General features: G+C 43.2%; 16 protein-coding genes and 1 tRNA gene. 3 read left to right on the top strand and 14 right to left on the bottom strand.

Translation table 11 applies throughout. The features are described 5' to 3' along the window. Positions 1 to 3: 3 nt before the first annotated feature. The 9 genes from MSG35_RS07505 to MSG35_RS07545 all read right to left on the bottom strand — a co-directional run bounded on the left by MSG35_RS07505 (position 4) and on the right by MSG35_RS07545 (position 7,728). Positions 4 to 846, bottom strand: coding sequence for a type II secretion system F family protein (locus MSG35_RS07505; RefSeq protein ID WP_248383571.1), 843 nt, complete (start codon positions 844 to 846; stop codon positions 4 to 6). Next, on the bottom strand, positions 843 to 1,745 hold the full coding sequence (locus MSG35_RS07510; RefSeq protein WP_146491467.1) for a type II secretion system F family protein: 903 nt from the start codon (positions 1,743 to 1,745) through the stop codon (positions 843 to 845). The genes MSG35_RS07505 and MSG35_RS07510 overlap by 4 nt, the downstream gene beginning before the upstream one ends. Position 1,746: 1 nt before the next feature. After that, complete coding sequence (locus MSG35_RS07515; RefSeq protein WP_248383572.1) at positions 1,747 to 3,018, bottom strand: CpaF family protein; 1,272 nt, start codon at positions 3,016 to 3,018, stop codon at positions 1,747 to 1,749. Beyond that, positions 3,015 to 4,256, bottom strand: coding sequence for a chromosome partitioning protein ParA (locus MSG35_RS07520; RefSeq protein WP_050621444.1), 1,242 nt, complete (start codon positions 4,254 to 4,256; stop codon positions 3,015 to 3,017). The genes MSG35_RS07515 and MSG35_RS07520 overlap by 4 nt, the downstream gene beginning before the upstream one ends. Then, positions 4,256 to 4,735 carry a hypothetical protein gene (locus MSG35_RS07525; protein ID WP_248383573.1) on the bottom strand — a complete coding sequence of 160 codons (480 nt, stop codon included), beginning with the start codon at positions 4,733 to 4,735 and terminating at the stop codon, positions 4,256 to 4,258. Before MSG35_RS07525 ends, MSG35_RS07520 begins: the two co-directional genes overlap by 1 nt. Next, complete coding sequence (locus MSG35_RS07530) at positions 4,732 to 6,102, bottom strand: pilus assembly protein N-terminal domain-containing protein (RefSeq protein ID WP_248383906.1); 1,371 nt, start codon at positions 6,100 to 6,102, stop codon at positions 4,732 to 4,734. The genes MSG35_RS07525 and MSG35_RS07530 overlap by 4 nt, the downstream gene beginning before the upstream one ends. Beyond that, positions 6,102 to 6,926 (bottom strand): Flp pilus assembly protein CpaB, encoded by an 825-nt coding sequence (cpaB, locus tag MSG35_RS07535; protein ID WP_248383574.1) that lies wholly within the window; start codon positions 6,924 to 6,926, stop codon positions 6,102 to 6,104. Before cpaB ends, MSG35_RS07530 begins: the two co-directional genes overlap by 1 nt. 21 nt (positions 6,927 to 6,947) lie before the next feature. Next, positions 6,948 to 7,373, bottom strand: coding sequence for a prepilin peptidase (locus MSG35_RS07540; protein ID WP_248383907.1), 426 nt, complete (start codon positions 7,371 to 7,373; stop codon positions 6,948 to 6,950). A 148-nt stretch (positions 7,374 to 7,521) separates the two neighbouring features. After that, positions 7,522 to 7,728 (bottom strand): Flp family type IVb pilin, encoded by a 207-nt coding sequence (locus MSG35_RS07545; protein ID WP_019826707.1) that lies wholly within the window; start codon positions 7,726 to 7,728, stop codon positions 7,522 to 7,524. A 416-nt stretch (positions 7,729 to 8,144) separates the two neighbouring features. Between MSG35_RS07545 and MSG35_RS07550 the strand changes: the two genes are divergently transcribed. Next, the gene (locus MSG35_RS07550; protein ID WP_048617232.1) at positions 8,145 to 9,038 is read left to right on the top strand and encodes a LysR family transcriptional regulator; all 894 of its coding nucleotides are present in this window, start codon (positions 8,145 to 8,147) and stop codon (positions 9,036 to 9,038) included. Between the two features lie 624 nt (positions 9,039 to 9,662). On the opposite strand, the gene MSG35_RS07555 is transcribed toward MSG35_RS07550, so the two are convergent. Together MSG35_RS07555 and MSG35_RS07560 are read right to left on the bottom strand one after the other, a co-directional pair. Continuing rightward, positions 9,663 to 9,739, bottom strand: a tRNA-Val gene (locus MSG35_RS07555). 266 nt (positions 9,740 to 10,005) lie between these two features. Next, positions 10,006 to 10,674 (bottom strand): DUF2726 domain-containing protein, encoded by a 669-nt coding sequence (locus MSG35_RS07560; RefSeq protein ID WP_017630504.1) that lies wholly within the window; start codon positions 10,672 to 10,674, stop codon positions 10,006 to 10,008. Between the two features lie 273 nt (positions 10,675 to 10,947). Here MSG35_RS07560 and MSG35_RS07565 point away from each other — a divergent pair, with 273 nt between their 5' ends. Beyond that, positions 10,948 to 11,133, top strand: a complete 186-nt coding sequence (locus MSG35_RS07565; RefSeq protein WP_017059179.1) for a hypothetical protein — start codon at positions 10,948 to 10,950, stop codon at positions 11,131 to 11,133. A gap of 135 nt (positions 11,134 to 11,268) precedes the next feature. Here the strand turns inward: MSG35_RS07565 and MSG35_RS07570 are convergent, their stop codons facing one another. Beyond that, positions 11,269 to 13,227, bottom strand: coding sequence for a GGDEF domain-containing protein (locus MSG35_RS07570; protein ID WP_248383575.1), 1,959 nt, complete (start codon positions 13,225 to 13,227; stop codon positions 11,269 to 11,271). Between the two features lie 260 nt (positions 13,228 to 13,487). On the opposite strand from MSG35_RS07570, the gene MSG35_RS07575 reads away from it, so the two are divergent. Then, complete coding sequence (locus tag MSG35_RS07575; RefSeq protein ID WP_248383576.1) at positions 13,488 to 14,594, top strand: M20/M25/M40 family metallo-hydrolase; 1,107 nt, start codon at positions 13,488 to 13,490, stop codon at positions 14,592 to 14,594. Between the two features lie 155 nt (positions 14,595 to 14,749). Here the strand turns inward: MSG35_RS07575 and MSG35_RS07580 are convergent, their stop codons facing one another. Both MSG35_RS07580 and MSG35_RS07585 read right to left on the bottom strand, forming a co-directional pair. After that, positions 14,750 to 15,172: a DUF3859 domain-containing protein gene (locus MSG35_RS07580; RefSeq protein WP_009846913.1), complete on the bottom strand. Its 423-nt coding sequence runs from the start codon at positions 15,170 to 15,172 to the stop codon at positions 14,750 to 14,752. Between the two features lie 73 nt (positions 15,173 to 15,245). Beyond that, on the bottom strand, positions 15,246 to 15,614 hold the full coding sequence (locus tag MSG35_RS07585; protein ID WP_017089280.1) for an ATP-binding protein: 369 nt from the start codon (positions 15,612 to 15,614) through the stop codon (positions 15,246 to 15,248). Positions 15,615 to 15,808: the final 194 nt, after the last annotated feature.

Here is a 15,808-nt window from a genome sequence, read left to right on the forward strand (position 1 = left end):
TCCCTATATGTTCAATGTCATTTGCATGATGCTCGGTGCGAGAATCAAGATAACGATCGGAAACATAATGAAGAGGATCAAAGGCACACTCATCTTCGCAGAGAGCTTACCCACCTTCTCCTCAACGGTAAGAATTTGAACTTTTCGCATGTCTTCAGCGAGATCACTTAACACACTCGCCACGGATGTTCCGTATTGCAGGTTTTGGATGATGGTCAGCACAAAGCTTCGTACTGGTGGCGTCGGGATGCGTTCACTCAAATCATTAAGCGCCTTTTCCAGTCCGTGGATCTTCGCCGAGTCCGATGTGCGTTTAATTTGGTAACAAAGGTCTGAATCAAATTCAGCCAACTCTTTTCCCAGATAGACCAGCGCGGCTTCAATCGTCATACCGGTTTGCACACATACCGACATCATGTCGAGCAGATACGGCAGTTGCGCTGAGGTTCTGCTGATCAACATCTTACGTCGCATTTGCAACAAGGTATCTGGAACGACAATGACGCCAATCAGCGCGAAAATAACCACGACCAGTTTGTTGGTCGATGTCATATCCCCCAACAGCACCAACCCAGAAACCAACGCCAATACCAGTAACTTGGCAGGAAAATAAAATTTCGCCCACTCAGTGTTGTAGTACCCCGCCTCAATCATTTTTTGCTCGAGTTCATGGCGATGTTCTTTACCAAAACGAACGAAAAAACGGTTAACGCGAGAAGGTGCGCGAGCCGAGCTATCTCCAATATAGAGCGCAACTTTCTTATGTCGTTGATCTTTACGAATAGAGTCGATAATCAAAAAGAGTAGCGAAAAAAACAACACAATAAGGGAGGCCAGTAACATCATGCGCGTACCCCTCTGACTAATAGCCAAACAATGAACAAACCGAAAAGCTCACTACCCAGCACGTAAAACAGAACGATCCTTCCTTCTGGATCGTAGAGAACAAAATCCACATTCGCCGGATTAACGTAGTTAAGAATAATCATAAAAATCAGAGGAATAGCCGCAACGATTTTGGCGGAGATTCGAGCTTCCGAAGTCATCGCCATTTTCTTTTTCTCTAGTGTTCTAGAATCGACCAGTACTCTAATTAACCGCGCTAACACCCCCTTGAGTTGCCCACCTCGAGCAATATTCGCCCTGATCGTCACGGTAAAGAACAGAAACTCTGGATACGGATAGTTTTTACACGATCGTTGAAGCACAACTTCGGGAGATTCGCCTAACTTCAGTCGCTCTCCCATTAGCTTAAACTCACGGCCAATCGGGTTGTGCATGACATCACCTACATAACTGATGGCTTGCATTAAGCTATCACCCGCCGTGACGGCACTCATTAGGATATTCAGCGCATCAGGAAACGTATTCTCAAAGTCTCGACGCCTTCTTGTGACCAGAAAACGATAGCCGAAAAAGGTAAACATCAAAGATGAACCCAGTACCAACCAAGAGTTGGTGATTGATAGTAGATCAGTAACGATGTACCAAGACGCGATGAGGCTACCCGTTATATATAAGGCGATGTACAACGACGATCTCGGGCCCAACACCATTAATGTTGGCGAGATGGAATCTTTGAACTTTTGCCAACCCTGCTTGCGCACTAATGACTTAACGTTAATCGCATTAAAGTTTTCCGCTTCCGCTTCTTCGATATTGAAAAATTGGTAGACCTTTTTGACCTTTGAATCTCGGATCAAAAGCAGCACAAACGCGAACAGGATTAATGAAACCCAAAGCATGTTATGCCCCCTTAAACGATGCGATAAGCTCGTCATAGAGCCCAAAGAATTGTGCTTTTTTGACTAGCTCAGAACGTTGCATGATGCCGTCAGTAACAAATTCGCCTTTAACGTTTTCTCCGTAATGCGCGTCGTCATAACGAAAGCGATAGATCTCTTCCATCACTACGCTCTCACCTTCCAAACCAACGATTTCAGAGATGCTCGTGATCTTACGAGACCCATCACGGAGTCTGTTAACCTGAACAATCATCTGAACGGCACTGACGATCGTTCTTCGAATCGCATCAAGCGGTTGATTCAAGTTCGCCATCATCACCATTGATTCAACACGAGCAATCGCATCGCGCGGCGTATTGGCGTGCAATGTAGACATCGAGCCATCGTGACCCGTATTCATGGCTTGCAGCATTTCAAACGCTTCAGATCCACGACACTCGCCCAGAATAATTCGATCTGGACGCATACGAAGCGCATTGATAACCAACTCACGCTGAGTTACTGCTCCAGTTTGCTCAACACTTGAGGTACGTGTTTCTAGTCGTACCAAGTTGGGTTGTTGCAGGCGCAGCTCGGCCGCATCTTCAATGGTAACGATGCGTTCATCTTCAGCAATATACTGAGACAACGCATTGAGCAACGTGGTTTTACCTGAGCCTGTACCGCCAGAAATCAACACATTGATGCGACAGCGAGAAGCGATCATCAGCACTCGAGCCATCTCTGGAGACATCGACCCAAAGCCAATCAAATCTTCAAAGCCGATCTTCTGCTCTCTAAACTTACGAATAGAGATCGATGTGCCATCCAATGAAATCGGCGGAATCACAATATTCACACGGCTACCATCTTCAAGCCTGGCATCGACCGTTGGCGAAAGCTCATCCACACGTCTTCCGACACGTGAAGCAATACGCTTGGCTATAGCTAACAACTGCTCTTCATTCACGAATGAGACTTCGGATTTTTTGACCTTACCGTGTCGTTCGAAAAAGATGTTGTTAGGCCCATTGACCATGATGTCGGAAATGGACTGATCTTCGACCAAAGGCTGTAAAGGCCCCAGACCAAACAGTTCATCGATTAAGCTTTTCACCAAGCCTGACTTCATCATCGAAGTGATTGGTCTTTGGTAGCTATTCGCCAACAGGTCAACGGCCGCTTGTATTTGGGATTCAAGGTCTCGGCGGCTCATTTTCTGAACCGCTTCTGCATCTAGGGCTTCAAAGATTTGGCCACGAAATGCGAGGTATAAGTCTTTGTTAGAACTCATTTAGCACGCACCTTTTTCAACCAAGAATTCATACTCTTGTGATCTAAAGGCTGACCATTAATCAACTTCACTAGCTGTTCCATAGAACGGCTAATGTGGCGGTCATGCTTATGACCTCTTTTGCCATCGATAATGATGTGTGCCAACGCTTTGCAGTAGTCGACTTCTAGATCAACCTCTGCGCCTAAATACTTAGTCAGATCGGGCTTTTGTAGAACGTAAGCATTTTCCGGACGATGGTAGTTCACCACGGTAATCACACGAGTACGCGACGATAACGAAAGCTGTAAGTTGGAGACTTTCTCAAACAATCGCTTCGCACTTCTTACTGAAGACACCGACGCATCTAAAACCAGCACCACCACATCAAAGTTTTCTACCAAGAGTTGAGGTTCAACTTTGAAATCCACACCACCCGAAAAGTCTTCAATAATGAAGTTGGCGTTGCGCGCTAACAACTCGCACAAGGTTTGGTTGTAATTAAGAACATCGGTTTGGCTCATGTCGCCATCAATCGCTAACAGACGTAAATTCTTGCGAGCGTTGATTAAGTAACTCAACGCCCCTTCTTCATCCATTTCATGCAATGGCGCTGTAAACTCATCAATGGTTCGCGGCTTGAAGTCTTTGAGACCCAGCAAGACATCAATGTTGGTATCGGCATATTGATGATCGACAAGAATCGTGTCCGAGCCTTGAGTCGATAACAGTGAGCCCAACTCCGTGGTGATAAACGACGCGCCAACGCCGCCCTTGGCACCAACAATCGCGACTCGCTTGGCTTTGCGTTTCTGGCTTACACCAGAGAAAGTCTTAAGGTTCTTGCTAACATGATTTAAGAAGTCCGCGAATTCTTGTTTATTCACCGGCCAAAAAACGTAATAGAAACCCATCTCTTTAAGAGAACGAAGCGTAGAAATGGCATCCTCTTTACCAATCACGACCACACCTTTATGGGTGGGCAGTTTGCTTGCAAAAGATTTAGCGTCTTCAACAACATTGGTCGATTCATTGAGTTCCAGAATAACGATATGGCTACTCTGTTGTTCTGTTAGTTTGGTCAAGCCCGCTTTGGCTTTGACGCATGCAGGATCACTCCACCCTTCAAAGCGGAAGACCTCTTGAACAAGGTCTAAACACTCTTGAGATTGATAGAACAAAGTACACCCGGCAACGCCTGTTGTTGCGGTCGGAGTTGGCTTGGCCTTTGTTGTTAATGCTTTCGTCAAGTCAAACATTATTGTTCTCCTACCAATCTTGATTTGTAGGCCACTTGCTTCAAACGCATCGATTCAGCAAAGCAGTCTGGCTGCCTCAAACGAACATGAATCTGTGCTGGCGTGCATTCTTGAGTCTTCAAACGTGTTAGCGTCACCTGAATATTTAAGTCGTTAGGCAACAACTGAGCACTTCGGTACACCACTCTTTGTGGCGCAATGACATGCGATGGATATTGCTTGAAAATCTCTTGCAACATCGCTTTGCTACGAATTGATTTGTAATCCACAACATAGGTTGCTTCTTTGTCCATGGATTCAATATCCTGAATCAATCCTTTGAGCTGCTTGGCCGCTTCAGTACGGTTTTTCATCGCAAACTCAAAGTTATGATGCTCTTTGTACACCAAGGCTTCAGAGCCATGCCCGACAAAATATTGCTCAGAGGCGCAGCCCAAAAGTGAAGAGGTAAATAACGCCATCAATAATAGTTTCTTCATTGGATAAACCCTCCTTGCGACAACAAGCGAATCGTTGCATCAGAAGAAGTCACCGACTTGCCATCCCACTTAACGTTGAGCCAACGCGCTAATGTAGAGGTCTTCTTGATGTAAGGCAGTTGAATGTCTTTCGGTTTCATCGGTTCCACAAGATTCACGGTCGCAACGATGATCAATTCAGTGCGCTTTCTTTCTGTGGTTGCTTTGCGGAATGCAGCGCCAAGTACTGGAATATCGCCAACAAAAGGGATTTTTTGCATTTTTTCCAAGTCAGCACTGCTCATCAAGCCACCAAGAACGAAACTGTCGCCATCGGCCAGTTCAACGGTTGTCATCGCACGTCGTGAAGCCAATTGTGGGACTTTGATTCCTGCCGCTTCGACATAGCCCTCTACTTCGCTCACTTCCGGCGCTAACTGCATACGGATCTTGTCTTGGCTAAGCACTTTGGCAGTCAGGTCGAGTTTGATGCCGAACTCTTTGAATGAAATGTTGACGTTACTGCTGGTAGAAACAATAACAGGGACTTCACCACCCACAAGGAAACTTGCAGATTCACCAGATAACACGGTTAAGTTAGGCTCAGCCAACACTTCTGCAATCTGATCGTTACCTAACGCAGTGATTAATGTACTTAGGTTAGCCGCATCAAACTGGTCGAAAACAAACTCGCCAACACTCGAGCCCACTGAGCTCCAATCGACACCAACGGTTTGGCCAAACGATTCGGTGACTTGAGCCACCGATATTTTGACGTTCACCTGCTGGGTAGTCGCGACTTCAATACGTTCGATGATCCCTTCCCACGTCATGTTGCGCGCAAAGACCATACTTTCCGGCTCTTCATAATCAGAGTTGTCGGATTTAAACTCTAGCTTCTGAGTTTTGTCCCACTTCTCGGTTTTTTCTCGTCCTAGCAGAGTGGCAACCAAACGATAGATGTCGTCACGAGTCGCTTCTGAATCAACAAGACCACTAACGGCAACTTGCTCTCCCACTGATTGAACCTTGACCTTGGCATCTGGGAAATGAAATTTGAGTTGACGCCTAATATCCGTCAGATTCAAATCAACAATAATGCGATCGGAAAGCAATACCTCATCGTCAATTCCGTAAACGATCAGACGTGACTGCCCAATACTATTGGCGAACACGACTAGGGTGTTGTCATTGATTACCTTGTAGTCAACGATATCAGGTTTATTAATGAACACTTGGCCAATCGGGCTTTTGAATTTGATGTGCTGACCATCGTTGAGCGTAATGGAGCGATCGGCAGCAAAACTGTGTGTTATAAAAAGTAAGCCAATCAGCGGTGCCAACATGGAAACACGCAGTGCTTGCTTGATTCGATGATGAATCATAATTACAAAGCCTCTCTAGGATTATTCTCATTACCGCGTAACTCAGCAATCCCGGTATAGTTATCAATAATGTTGCGCACCTCCGCGAACTCAGGCTGCGTATAGGTTTGGCTTCGATAAATTTCGACGTGCATTGTGCGCTGGGCTAGTGCGAGCTTTGGTAACTCATCGGGGCTAACTTCAATGACTACCGTAGTCAGTCCGTCCTCTTTGCTCGGAGATCGAGCAGTGACAGAACTGTCTCCTGTTTCGTCATTTCCGATGTTGAGGACTTTGACGTTTTTAAGAAACATTGAGGCTTTCACTCCTCTAAAGCGCTTTGGCTTATCGATATTGCCAGCCAAGTTGGCATTAGGAGAACTCACCGTCAGAACATCGATAAACGAACCCGGTCGGATGTAGTCGTTAATTAGGTTTTTGTCGCTGACTTTTAATGGGTATAGCGTCATACCGTCCGTAACAAGAAGATCAATGTATCCAGGCTGGCCAGGCGTCACCTGATATTCAGGCAGTACAACCTCGCCGGCGTTAAGGTTTCGATTTAACAAAATAGAGGGTGAAAAGCTGATTTGGGCGTCTTCTCTGACACCAAACGTTAATGCTTTACTAAGAGGGAGTTGTTGTTTGACGACACCTTGAGCATCGAGCGGAAGCCCTTTTTCATAAGGTTCCGTGGTCATCCAAACAGAAACATACTCTTCACTTTTTTCTTCCACCACTTCAGCGGTCGTTGTCGGTTGAGGTTCACTCTTCAACAAATCGACAACGCCTAGCGCGCCAACTATTAAGGCAGCAATGGCAACAAGTAATACCAGTCGAGATCTCATAATGTTCTCATTCTTGGAGGTTTATATATGTGGCGTAGATTGAGTTAAAATGACTAAGTAAAATCCAATGCTAATGGCTATCCCATATGGAATACCCTCTTGGTAATGGGCATTTTCTCTTATTAATTTTTTACTCATTAGATAAGTAACTGCTAAAATACCACCAGAAAAAGCCGTCAAAATATACGCCAACAATAAGTCATCAAAAGGGATGGTAAGTGACAAAATAACGGCGTATTTAATATCACCCGCTCCAATCCATATCAGCTTATAAAGAATAAGCCCTCCACCTAACATCAGTAAAAAGCTCATTATTTGAATATCTAACGGGGATATGAAACACTGCAAGAAGAGTAATACGTATAGGGCGTAATTTTGTATCTTGCGATAGAGAAAATCAGTAACCGACACATATATACTCAGCATTGCCAAAGCCACTAAATACAATTCATGACTAAAAATTGGAAATACCACCTAATTTTGGTTAGAATAAATCTTATTTCACGATGTAAATTAACCAAGCCAGACCAATGTAAACATGGGTCTGGCACGAATATCTTTCGATATCTTCTACATTAGCTAATAAGGCTTGATGTTAGCTGCTAGCAGTTTCAATAGCCGTAGCTACTTGTTCAAAAGCACCTTCTAGCTTACCAATGAAGCCATCAGCGCCTACTGCTGTAGTTACTAATACAGCCATTGCAACAGCAATAAGACCATATTCAATCGCAGTTACGCCGCGCTCATCGTTCTTGAATTGTGATAAAAACATGTTTGTTTTTACGTAAAGCTTAGTAATCATTATTTCTTCCTATAAGGGCTGTTGAAAATTCGTCGCTATTATAATTACCGCCCCTACTCAGTGGAAAATACCCCCTATCGATTTAATCAATAGGGCGAGCAAAAAATGATCAGAATAAGCACAGTAAAAACAGAAGAATTAAAAACAAACCTCTAAATAACAACACCTTAGATACAAACCTAACTCCCAAAAAAAATATTAATTTAAATTTATAAACTTGAAATAGTAAGACACGGGTCAATATTCTTACTTATCTAAAGTTTATATAAGGTTTGGAAGCAACCTAAGAATTAATTGACCAAGCTTTATTACTCCTTATAAAACTTGTTGAAATACAATTATCATCACGCTATTGTTCTTCGAATCAACAAACAATAATAAATATAATTTCTTTGTGTCAAAAGGTTAGTCGAATCATGAAACTACATTTCGAAAATATTGTTTCGTTCATTGCAGTAGTTGAAGAAGGTTCATTTAGCTCTGCTGCTCGCATGCTTGGAAAATCACAGTCAACCGTTAGTACAGCGGTTCAGAATCTGGAGTCAGATTTAGGTTTCAATGTATTTAATAGAGAACACTCTAAAGTTTGGCTAACGGAGAAAGGAGAACGCCTATTCCAACTATCTTTACCTGTGGTATCGAAATATCGAGAATTGGTCACCATTGCTCAACAAATGAATATATCTGACCAGATAGTTTACCGAGTAGGTATAGATCCGTTGGTGTTCAATCAAAACGTAAAGAAGACACTATTGGCATTTTCAGAGGCATTCCCAAATGTGGATTTACTTGTCGTCACTAAACCGAGTTTCGTTTTAGGGAACTACATAAATGAAGGGAAGATAGACTTAGCGTTAGGTAACCCCTATCACAAGACAAATTACGACTTCAATATAGAGGAGTTATTTCACGTCAACTGTTGGTGGGTAGCCCATGAAGACTTGGTAACTTTTGAGTCTCACGCACCATCACAGCGAGTTCTATTAATGGATGGTTGTGAAGAGCTTCTTAACTTATCAAACATTGCTGCATATAACCTATGGCGACTGGATGATTTAGGGACCATCATCGACTTATGTAAGGCTCAAAAAGGCATCGCATTTTTACCCGGGTTTCTTATCGATGGTAACGTAAAAGAGAATAAGCTTAAGGTAATTACAGACCACCCTGACTTTTTTGGTAAACGAGTTATTGCATCCCTCTTCTGGCACATACATTCTGACTTTAGCTTGTTTAACCAATGGATAAAAAAAGAACTACAAACCACAACTAATTATAAACAAACATTTGTTGCTGATTTAGCTCAATAACGTTCTCTTACAATCTGGCAATCACGCTCTGGCACATTCACTAGCTTAGGGTGTGATACTAATAAATCCATACATCTTGATATATCTCCGAAATAAATCATAGATAATAAATATAATTAACGTCGTTATAAATTTGTTTATTCTATAGCTCACCAATCAAAACTTAACTGCACATATAACCTTCCATAGCTTAGATTTAATTAACAGAAAGAACTTAGATCTATTTATCGCCATACTCATAATTCAGCTTGTCACAAGCTCTAGAGTTATGTGTTTGGCAGTATTTCGAAGCGATCAGTTGGGGTTGTCGATTAGTCGTCTACAAGTCCACTATGGAGCTATTTAGGTAATACGTTTACTCGGAGATATAGAGCGAGTTAGCTTTCGCTTAATCCTCTCACAAGCGACGATATAGAGGATTAGAAGGTAGGTTGATATAGACGACTCTCATGCCCCTCCTTGGTGCTGACGACCTTTCAAGCTCCGGAATACAATATTGGACAGGCAAGCCTTAAAGAGCTTCATAAGAGATGAGAAGACTAGAACATTCATAATGCGGGGAATTACAGACACAAAAAAGCCCACGCTAGGTGGGCTTTTTTGCTTGTTCATAAAGAACGAATCTGGTGCCCGCTACTGGACTCGAACCAGTGACACCTTGCATGTCATGCAAGTACTCTAACCAACTGAGCTAAGCGGGCAAATGCTGTGAAACTTGTCTAACCGCTTTACTAAGTGGCTAACGCTTTAGAACGAGATGGATAATAACGAGTGAATGGGTAGCGTGCAAGGATAAATTTGCACAAAACAGTTCGTTTGCTTTTAAAAACAACAATCAGAATAAATTTTAAACACAAAGCAGATCAATGGCTTGAAGTAGATCACATTTCACCTCAACTTCAATGGTGACACACATCGATATGCTTTGTGCTATTTACGGCTGCCTTGAGTATTTTGACTCAAGATATTAGTTCGTTTCCTCATCTACATCGAATACAACGTTGTAGTTTTCGGTGTAGGTACAGTTTGGCTGACGACTACAAGTGAAGAAGCGTCGGCCTTTGTAATCGCCTTGGCTTGCCAGTTTGATGATCATCGGGCTACCACACTTCTTACAGAATCGAACTTCTTTGGATGGTTCGATTAAATCGATGTGGGCTGCCAGCAACCTCTTCAAACGGCTTACTTGGTAGCTGTGTTTAATTGAAGCACCAATCAAGGGTAAACCTGCCGATTTACACACGTGAATCAGTAGCTTTTCGCGGTCGACTTTCCCTTTATTGAGTTCTTTGCCGTTATCAAGTTCAATGATCACGCGGGGCTCTAACGTTCGCGGATCGCAAACCACAAAATCGAAATAGCTACGTGAGATCTTGTTGTTGGCGATAAACCAATTCTTCTTGTTGTTCGTCTTGGCAGGAACAAGTACGTTCGACATGCTGACTTTCGCAAACACTTCCCCATGGTTGCCCACAGCGGATTTAAGCGCGTTATAAAATGTCGCCTGTTGCGCCGACATCAACGCACCTTTCTTCTGATAAGCGTGGTCTTTGGTGTCATCGTGTTTCACCACATACTTTTGAATAAAGTAAAAGAACACAACCAGAACAATTACAACGATAAAGATATTAGTCATTTTCCAACACAATCGAGTCTGTATAGGGATTAAGAGAGTGGCTAGCGTATGTAGAAAAGCATCACCTGGCAAGCAAAAGAGCGAGAGTTGCCAACCATAATCACGACCTTTGAGCTCAGTGCTCAGCGAGAGGTCGCCCCTTCGCTAGACACAGCTCTCCTATTTTGATAATCAAATCATCAATTACACTCTAGATTGATTTAGATCAATTTACTTAGATTTGTGATCAACTAGTCTGAAAAACGTTAGGCAAATGTTAATAAGGAAATTGATATGGAACTTAAACAAGACCCAAGATGTTATACCGACGTATGTGTAGATGGTAAATGGTTCCACTATGACCACTGCGGAACCCAAGCCTACATGTTAAAAGGCGGCGCTTCGGCAGTGATTGAACTCGCTAGCGAACCAGCGACAGAAGGCGAATTGGTTGAAATGCTTCAAGGTGTCGCTAAGTAATCCAGCAAGCCAAATCAAAGTATGAATTAAGCGAATAAGAGTAGATAGCCGTATTAGTTCAGATAAGCACTCTTATTCGCTTAATTATTGAAGTTCAGGTTTCTTGATTGCAGGGGATTAACCAAGTTTAGGAACTCAAATGATAACGACTTTATTGCGCCCTGACTGCTTAGCTTGATACAAAGCATCGTCTGCCGATTTCAAGTGTTTCTTATAGGTACGGCTATTCAACTGTTGCTCCGTTAGATGAGTCGTCGCACCAATCGATGTGGTTAATTCTAATGGGCCAGAATGCGTCTCAATCGGTCGGCTAGCGATCGCTTGTCTTATCAGCTCAAGCTCTTTATTAGGATCTTGATTCCCAGCCAACAACAAAACAAACTCTTCCCCACCCCATCTTGCCACTACATCGTTTGTTGATAAGATTTGCTCTAAACGCTGAGCGACTTCCACCAACACTTGGTCACCGATATCATGCCCATAAGTATCATTTACTTGTTTGAAGCGGTCTAAATCTAGAATAGCGAGCGTATACCCAAACGACGACAAATAATGTGGCATTGGCTGAGTTAACCGTTGTTCCAAGTAACGCCTATTGTATAAACCTGTCAGTTCGCATCTTGTAGATTGCTTGAGTAACTCTTTGTTGGTCTTCTGGATCGAGCGTAACCTTATCAAAAGTAACGTGGCACTGATCATCACCATGATACCCAAGGCGACAACAATTCGATTTCGTAGCTGCTGCTTATCTAATGTCAGCTCACCTAACTCTTTTTCTGCGTTAAGCAGTTCGTTTTCTTGAGCTAATGATGCTGTAGCGAAATCTTGCTCTAGTAAAAAGATATCACTCTGGCGCTTATCAAATAGCAGCGCTTTGTTGCCCTTGTAATAGAGTTTGAAGTAACGAAGTGCGTTCTCGCTGTCGCCTCGCGAATCATAGTATTCAGCAAGTGTTCTTAAGCCGAGGACCTTCCAGCTGCGAGTCCCCACAACATCGAACATTGCAGACGATCGCTTTAGATCAGCAAAAACAAAATTATCTCGGTTCAAACCAATGTTCGCTAAGGCTCTGTTTAAATAACACTGCCCCAATTGAAGTGTGTATTTGTCCACGCCCGGGTAACTAAGACACAAGTTTGCGACTTGTCGTGCTGACTCAAAGTTCTTTTCCGCCAACAACACATCACTCTCTGCTTTTAATAGGATGATTTTGTATCGTTCACTCACGTTATCGCCATTTAGCTTAGCCGCACTTTGATATGCTTCTCGGCCTTTGACCAAATCACCACTGCGCAGATAAGCAAAAGACTCATTCACATGCAGCACGCCGATAGTAGACGCTTCGAGTAGTCCACTCTTGTAATAGAGTTTTTTAGCTCTTTTAATCAGCTTGAGCGCTTTAGGCCAGTCTTCCAAATAGATATAAAGCAGTGCCATGTTTGACACTAACTTGCTGTTGTAGATGTGTTGAGGGTACTTCTTACCAAGATCTAAACCTTTATGGAAAAAGTATTGAGCTTCAGGAAAGTCATTGCGGATGTTGTTGATGACACCGGCCGTGTTATAGGCCTTAATCAACAACTCTTCATAGTGGAGCGATTCTGCGATATCTATAGCAGCTCTGATTTGGATTTCAGATTCCGCTAGCTCACCCGTACTGATGTATTCGATCGCCAATTCAACGAGAGATTGGGCCTTTAACCAACCCATATGTTCGTGTTGTGCGAGTGCTTTAATCTGCCTGACGTATTCGGAAACCGCTTCGGTATCCAACTTATGTTGCGCGAGGTTCGACAAAATCATCAATTCGTAAGCACGATAGATGGCTTTATCTTGGTCTGGGAACTTGGCTTGGAGAGCCTCAAGTTGTTGGGAAGCTAAATTAGGGTCACCGCGAGATACATCGAGAATATCGATCAACGCAGATCCATATTGAGAGAGTGATAACTCTTTCTCTGGACTATAAACACTCGGGTTTTCAGGGCGAATATGCTTTAAATCGTCGTCATAAGTTGGATAGAGCAAATACAGCCCCAGCACAATACTCATCAGCACCACGAAAAGGAATGAACCTAACACATTGTTTCTATTCATTTATCAGGGCCATTATTGATTGAATTCCAATTTTATTGACGTTTTTCTAAGAGCGGTCAAACATTATACCCGACAGATATACAGATTAAAATCCTGCACACCGGTCGATCTGGGTTAGGTTTTTCTCACTAATTAGAATAATCAGGCAACTTTCTTGATTTAACTCAGACAATCATCTACCTCATTGGCGTTATAGTGATTTTCCTGTTCCTACCTCCGCGGCTTCTTTTTGAACAAGCGGAGCATAATGAGAATTAACAATGACCCAAATTAATGAACAACGTCTTGTAGAACATTTCTGCGATCTAGTGAAAATTGATAGTGAATCTCGTAACGAAAAAGCGATTGCTGAAGCTTTGGCTGAGCAACTCGGTGAACTAGGTTTTGAAGTTCACAAACTGGCGGTTCCTGAAGAAGTGTCTAACGGTTTCAACATCTACGCTCGTCTAGATGGCACTCTTCCAGGTAGCACGGTGTTCAGCTGCCACATGGACACAGTAACGCCAGGCATCGGCATTGAGCCAATCATCGAAGGTGGCATTATCCGTTCAAAAGGCAACACAATTCTAGGTGGCGACGACAAGTCTGGTATCGCAGCTATCATGGAAGCGGTTCGTTGCATCAAAGCTGAAGGCCAAGAGCACAAAACTATTGAGATTGCGTTTACTGTATTCGAAGAAGGCGGTCTGTTCGGTTCTTTGAACTTCGATATGTCTTACATTCAATCTGAGCACGCAATCGTACTTGATACAGGCGGTCCAATTGGCACTATCGTAAACGCAGCGCCTGGTCAGCAGAAGATTGTAGCTAAGATCAAAGGTCGCCCTGCTCACGCTGGCTTAGCACCAGAAGAAGGCATCAGCGCAATTCAGGTTGCTGCAGACGCAATCACTAAGATGAACCTACTTCGTATCGATGAAGAAACGACAGCAAACGTGGGTATTGTTGAAGGTGGTCAAGCGACTAACATCGTAATGCCAGAGCTTAAAGTCGTGGCTGAAGCACGTTCTCTAAACGGCGAAAAGCTAACAGCTCAAGTTGAGCATATGATCTCGACATTCCAAGAGAGTGCAAAACAGTTCGACGCTGAAGTAGAAATCGAATCAACTCGTGCTTACGATGCATTCGTTATTGCAGACGATCACCCGCACATTCTTTCTATCAAATCAGCGTTTGAGAAGCTTGGCGTAACAGCGAACACTAAACGCACTGGCGGCGGTAGCGATGCAAACAACTTCAACGCGAAAGGCCTAACAACAGTTAACCTTTCGACTGGTATGGCGAAAGTTCACACCACAGAAGAGTACATTGCAGTGAAAGACATGGTCGCTATCACTGAGTTTGTTGTGGCTTATGTGACTCATTAATCTTACTGGTTAACTAGCCAGTCTTATTTGTTAACTAGACAACCTTACTCGTTAATGAAATAGAAAATGCCATCTAGTTAATGTCAAAAAGCCGAGTTCACGTATGATCCGTGACTCGGCTTTTTTGTAGTCTGAGTTTAGCTAGAAGATTAAGCTTAAAAACCCCTACGCTTCCAGAATTGGCCTTCGTCTTTTGCAACAAGGTCGAATGTCTTATCGGCAATGATGTTGCCTTTTAACTCCACGGTCATGCGCCACTTGCCTAGCTTGTTCGAGACTGGCGCCCAGATGGTGTCGCCTAAGTAGAAATCCCAGTCGTTGTTACCGACATGCTCTTCACCATCGAACGGTTCGAGCACTTCGCCCTTGTCTGTGGTGATATCCGGGTGATAGATGCAGTAGCGGATCTTTTCACCTTTGGCTTTCTTGATATTCAAGATATAGCCAAATTCCACATCGATTTCGGCATCAACGGTAGTGGTGAACTCTTGGATTTTTGGTAGATCTTTAGATTTGGAATCCCACGTGGAATAGATACCATAAGAAGTCATGTCGACCACAACAGAGCGCTTTGCCATTTCAATCGTTACCTTGGAGTTGTTCGTTAATTTAATTCTATTTGCCATTCAGCCAAGCTGGATAAGCACGAGGCTATTCTTGCCAATCTTTTGCCATGCGCTTAATCACAGACGGTTCGATGTCGTGAATACTGCCATATTGCTCTCGGCATACCTCGATGATCAATTCTGCTTTATATTTGCGTGCAAGTTGGCGGTAAGCCTTCATTTCCCAATGCTTAATAAAGGTATTCGAAACAACAACATCCAACCCTTGCTTCAAGCCATTTTCCGCCGCGTTCTGACACCACTCATGAGCTTGCTGTAACTGCCTAGGATCAAAATGGTAGTCACCTTGCTCATTCACGTAATACATATCGGCTTCAACATGCAATGCATCGTAGGTTTTTGCTTTTGTTGACTTGCCAGAACCGGGCAGCCCTCGAATGAGTATTAACTTCATCTGTCACTTTACAGGCTAATTCGAAAACATGAGTTTATCGTAAATGCTAACCGCTTGCTCTGATAACTGCCTAGTTCTACATAAGAGAACCAAGTACTTATGCCTTACTCGGGTAGTCGTCAAACATTATAAGACTTCCTCGAAGCCGGTAGATGGCTTCTGTTAGAAAACACAAATAATTTACATCTATCCAT

Source organism: Vibrio sp. 1CM23M, assembly GCF_023161755.1.
Classification (GTDB): Bacteria; Pseudomonadota; Gammaproteobacteria; order Enterobacterales; family Vibrionaceae; genus Vibrio; species Vibrio coralliirubri.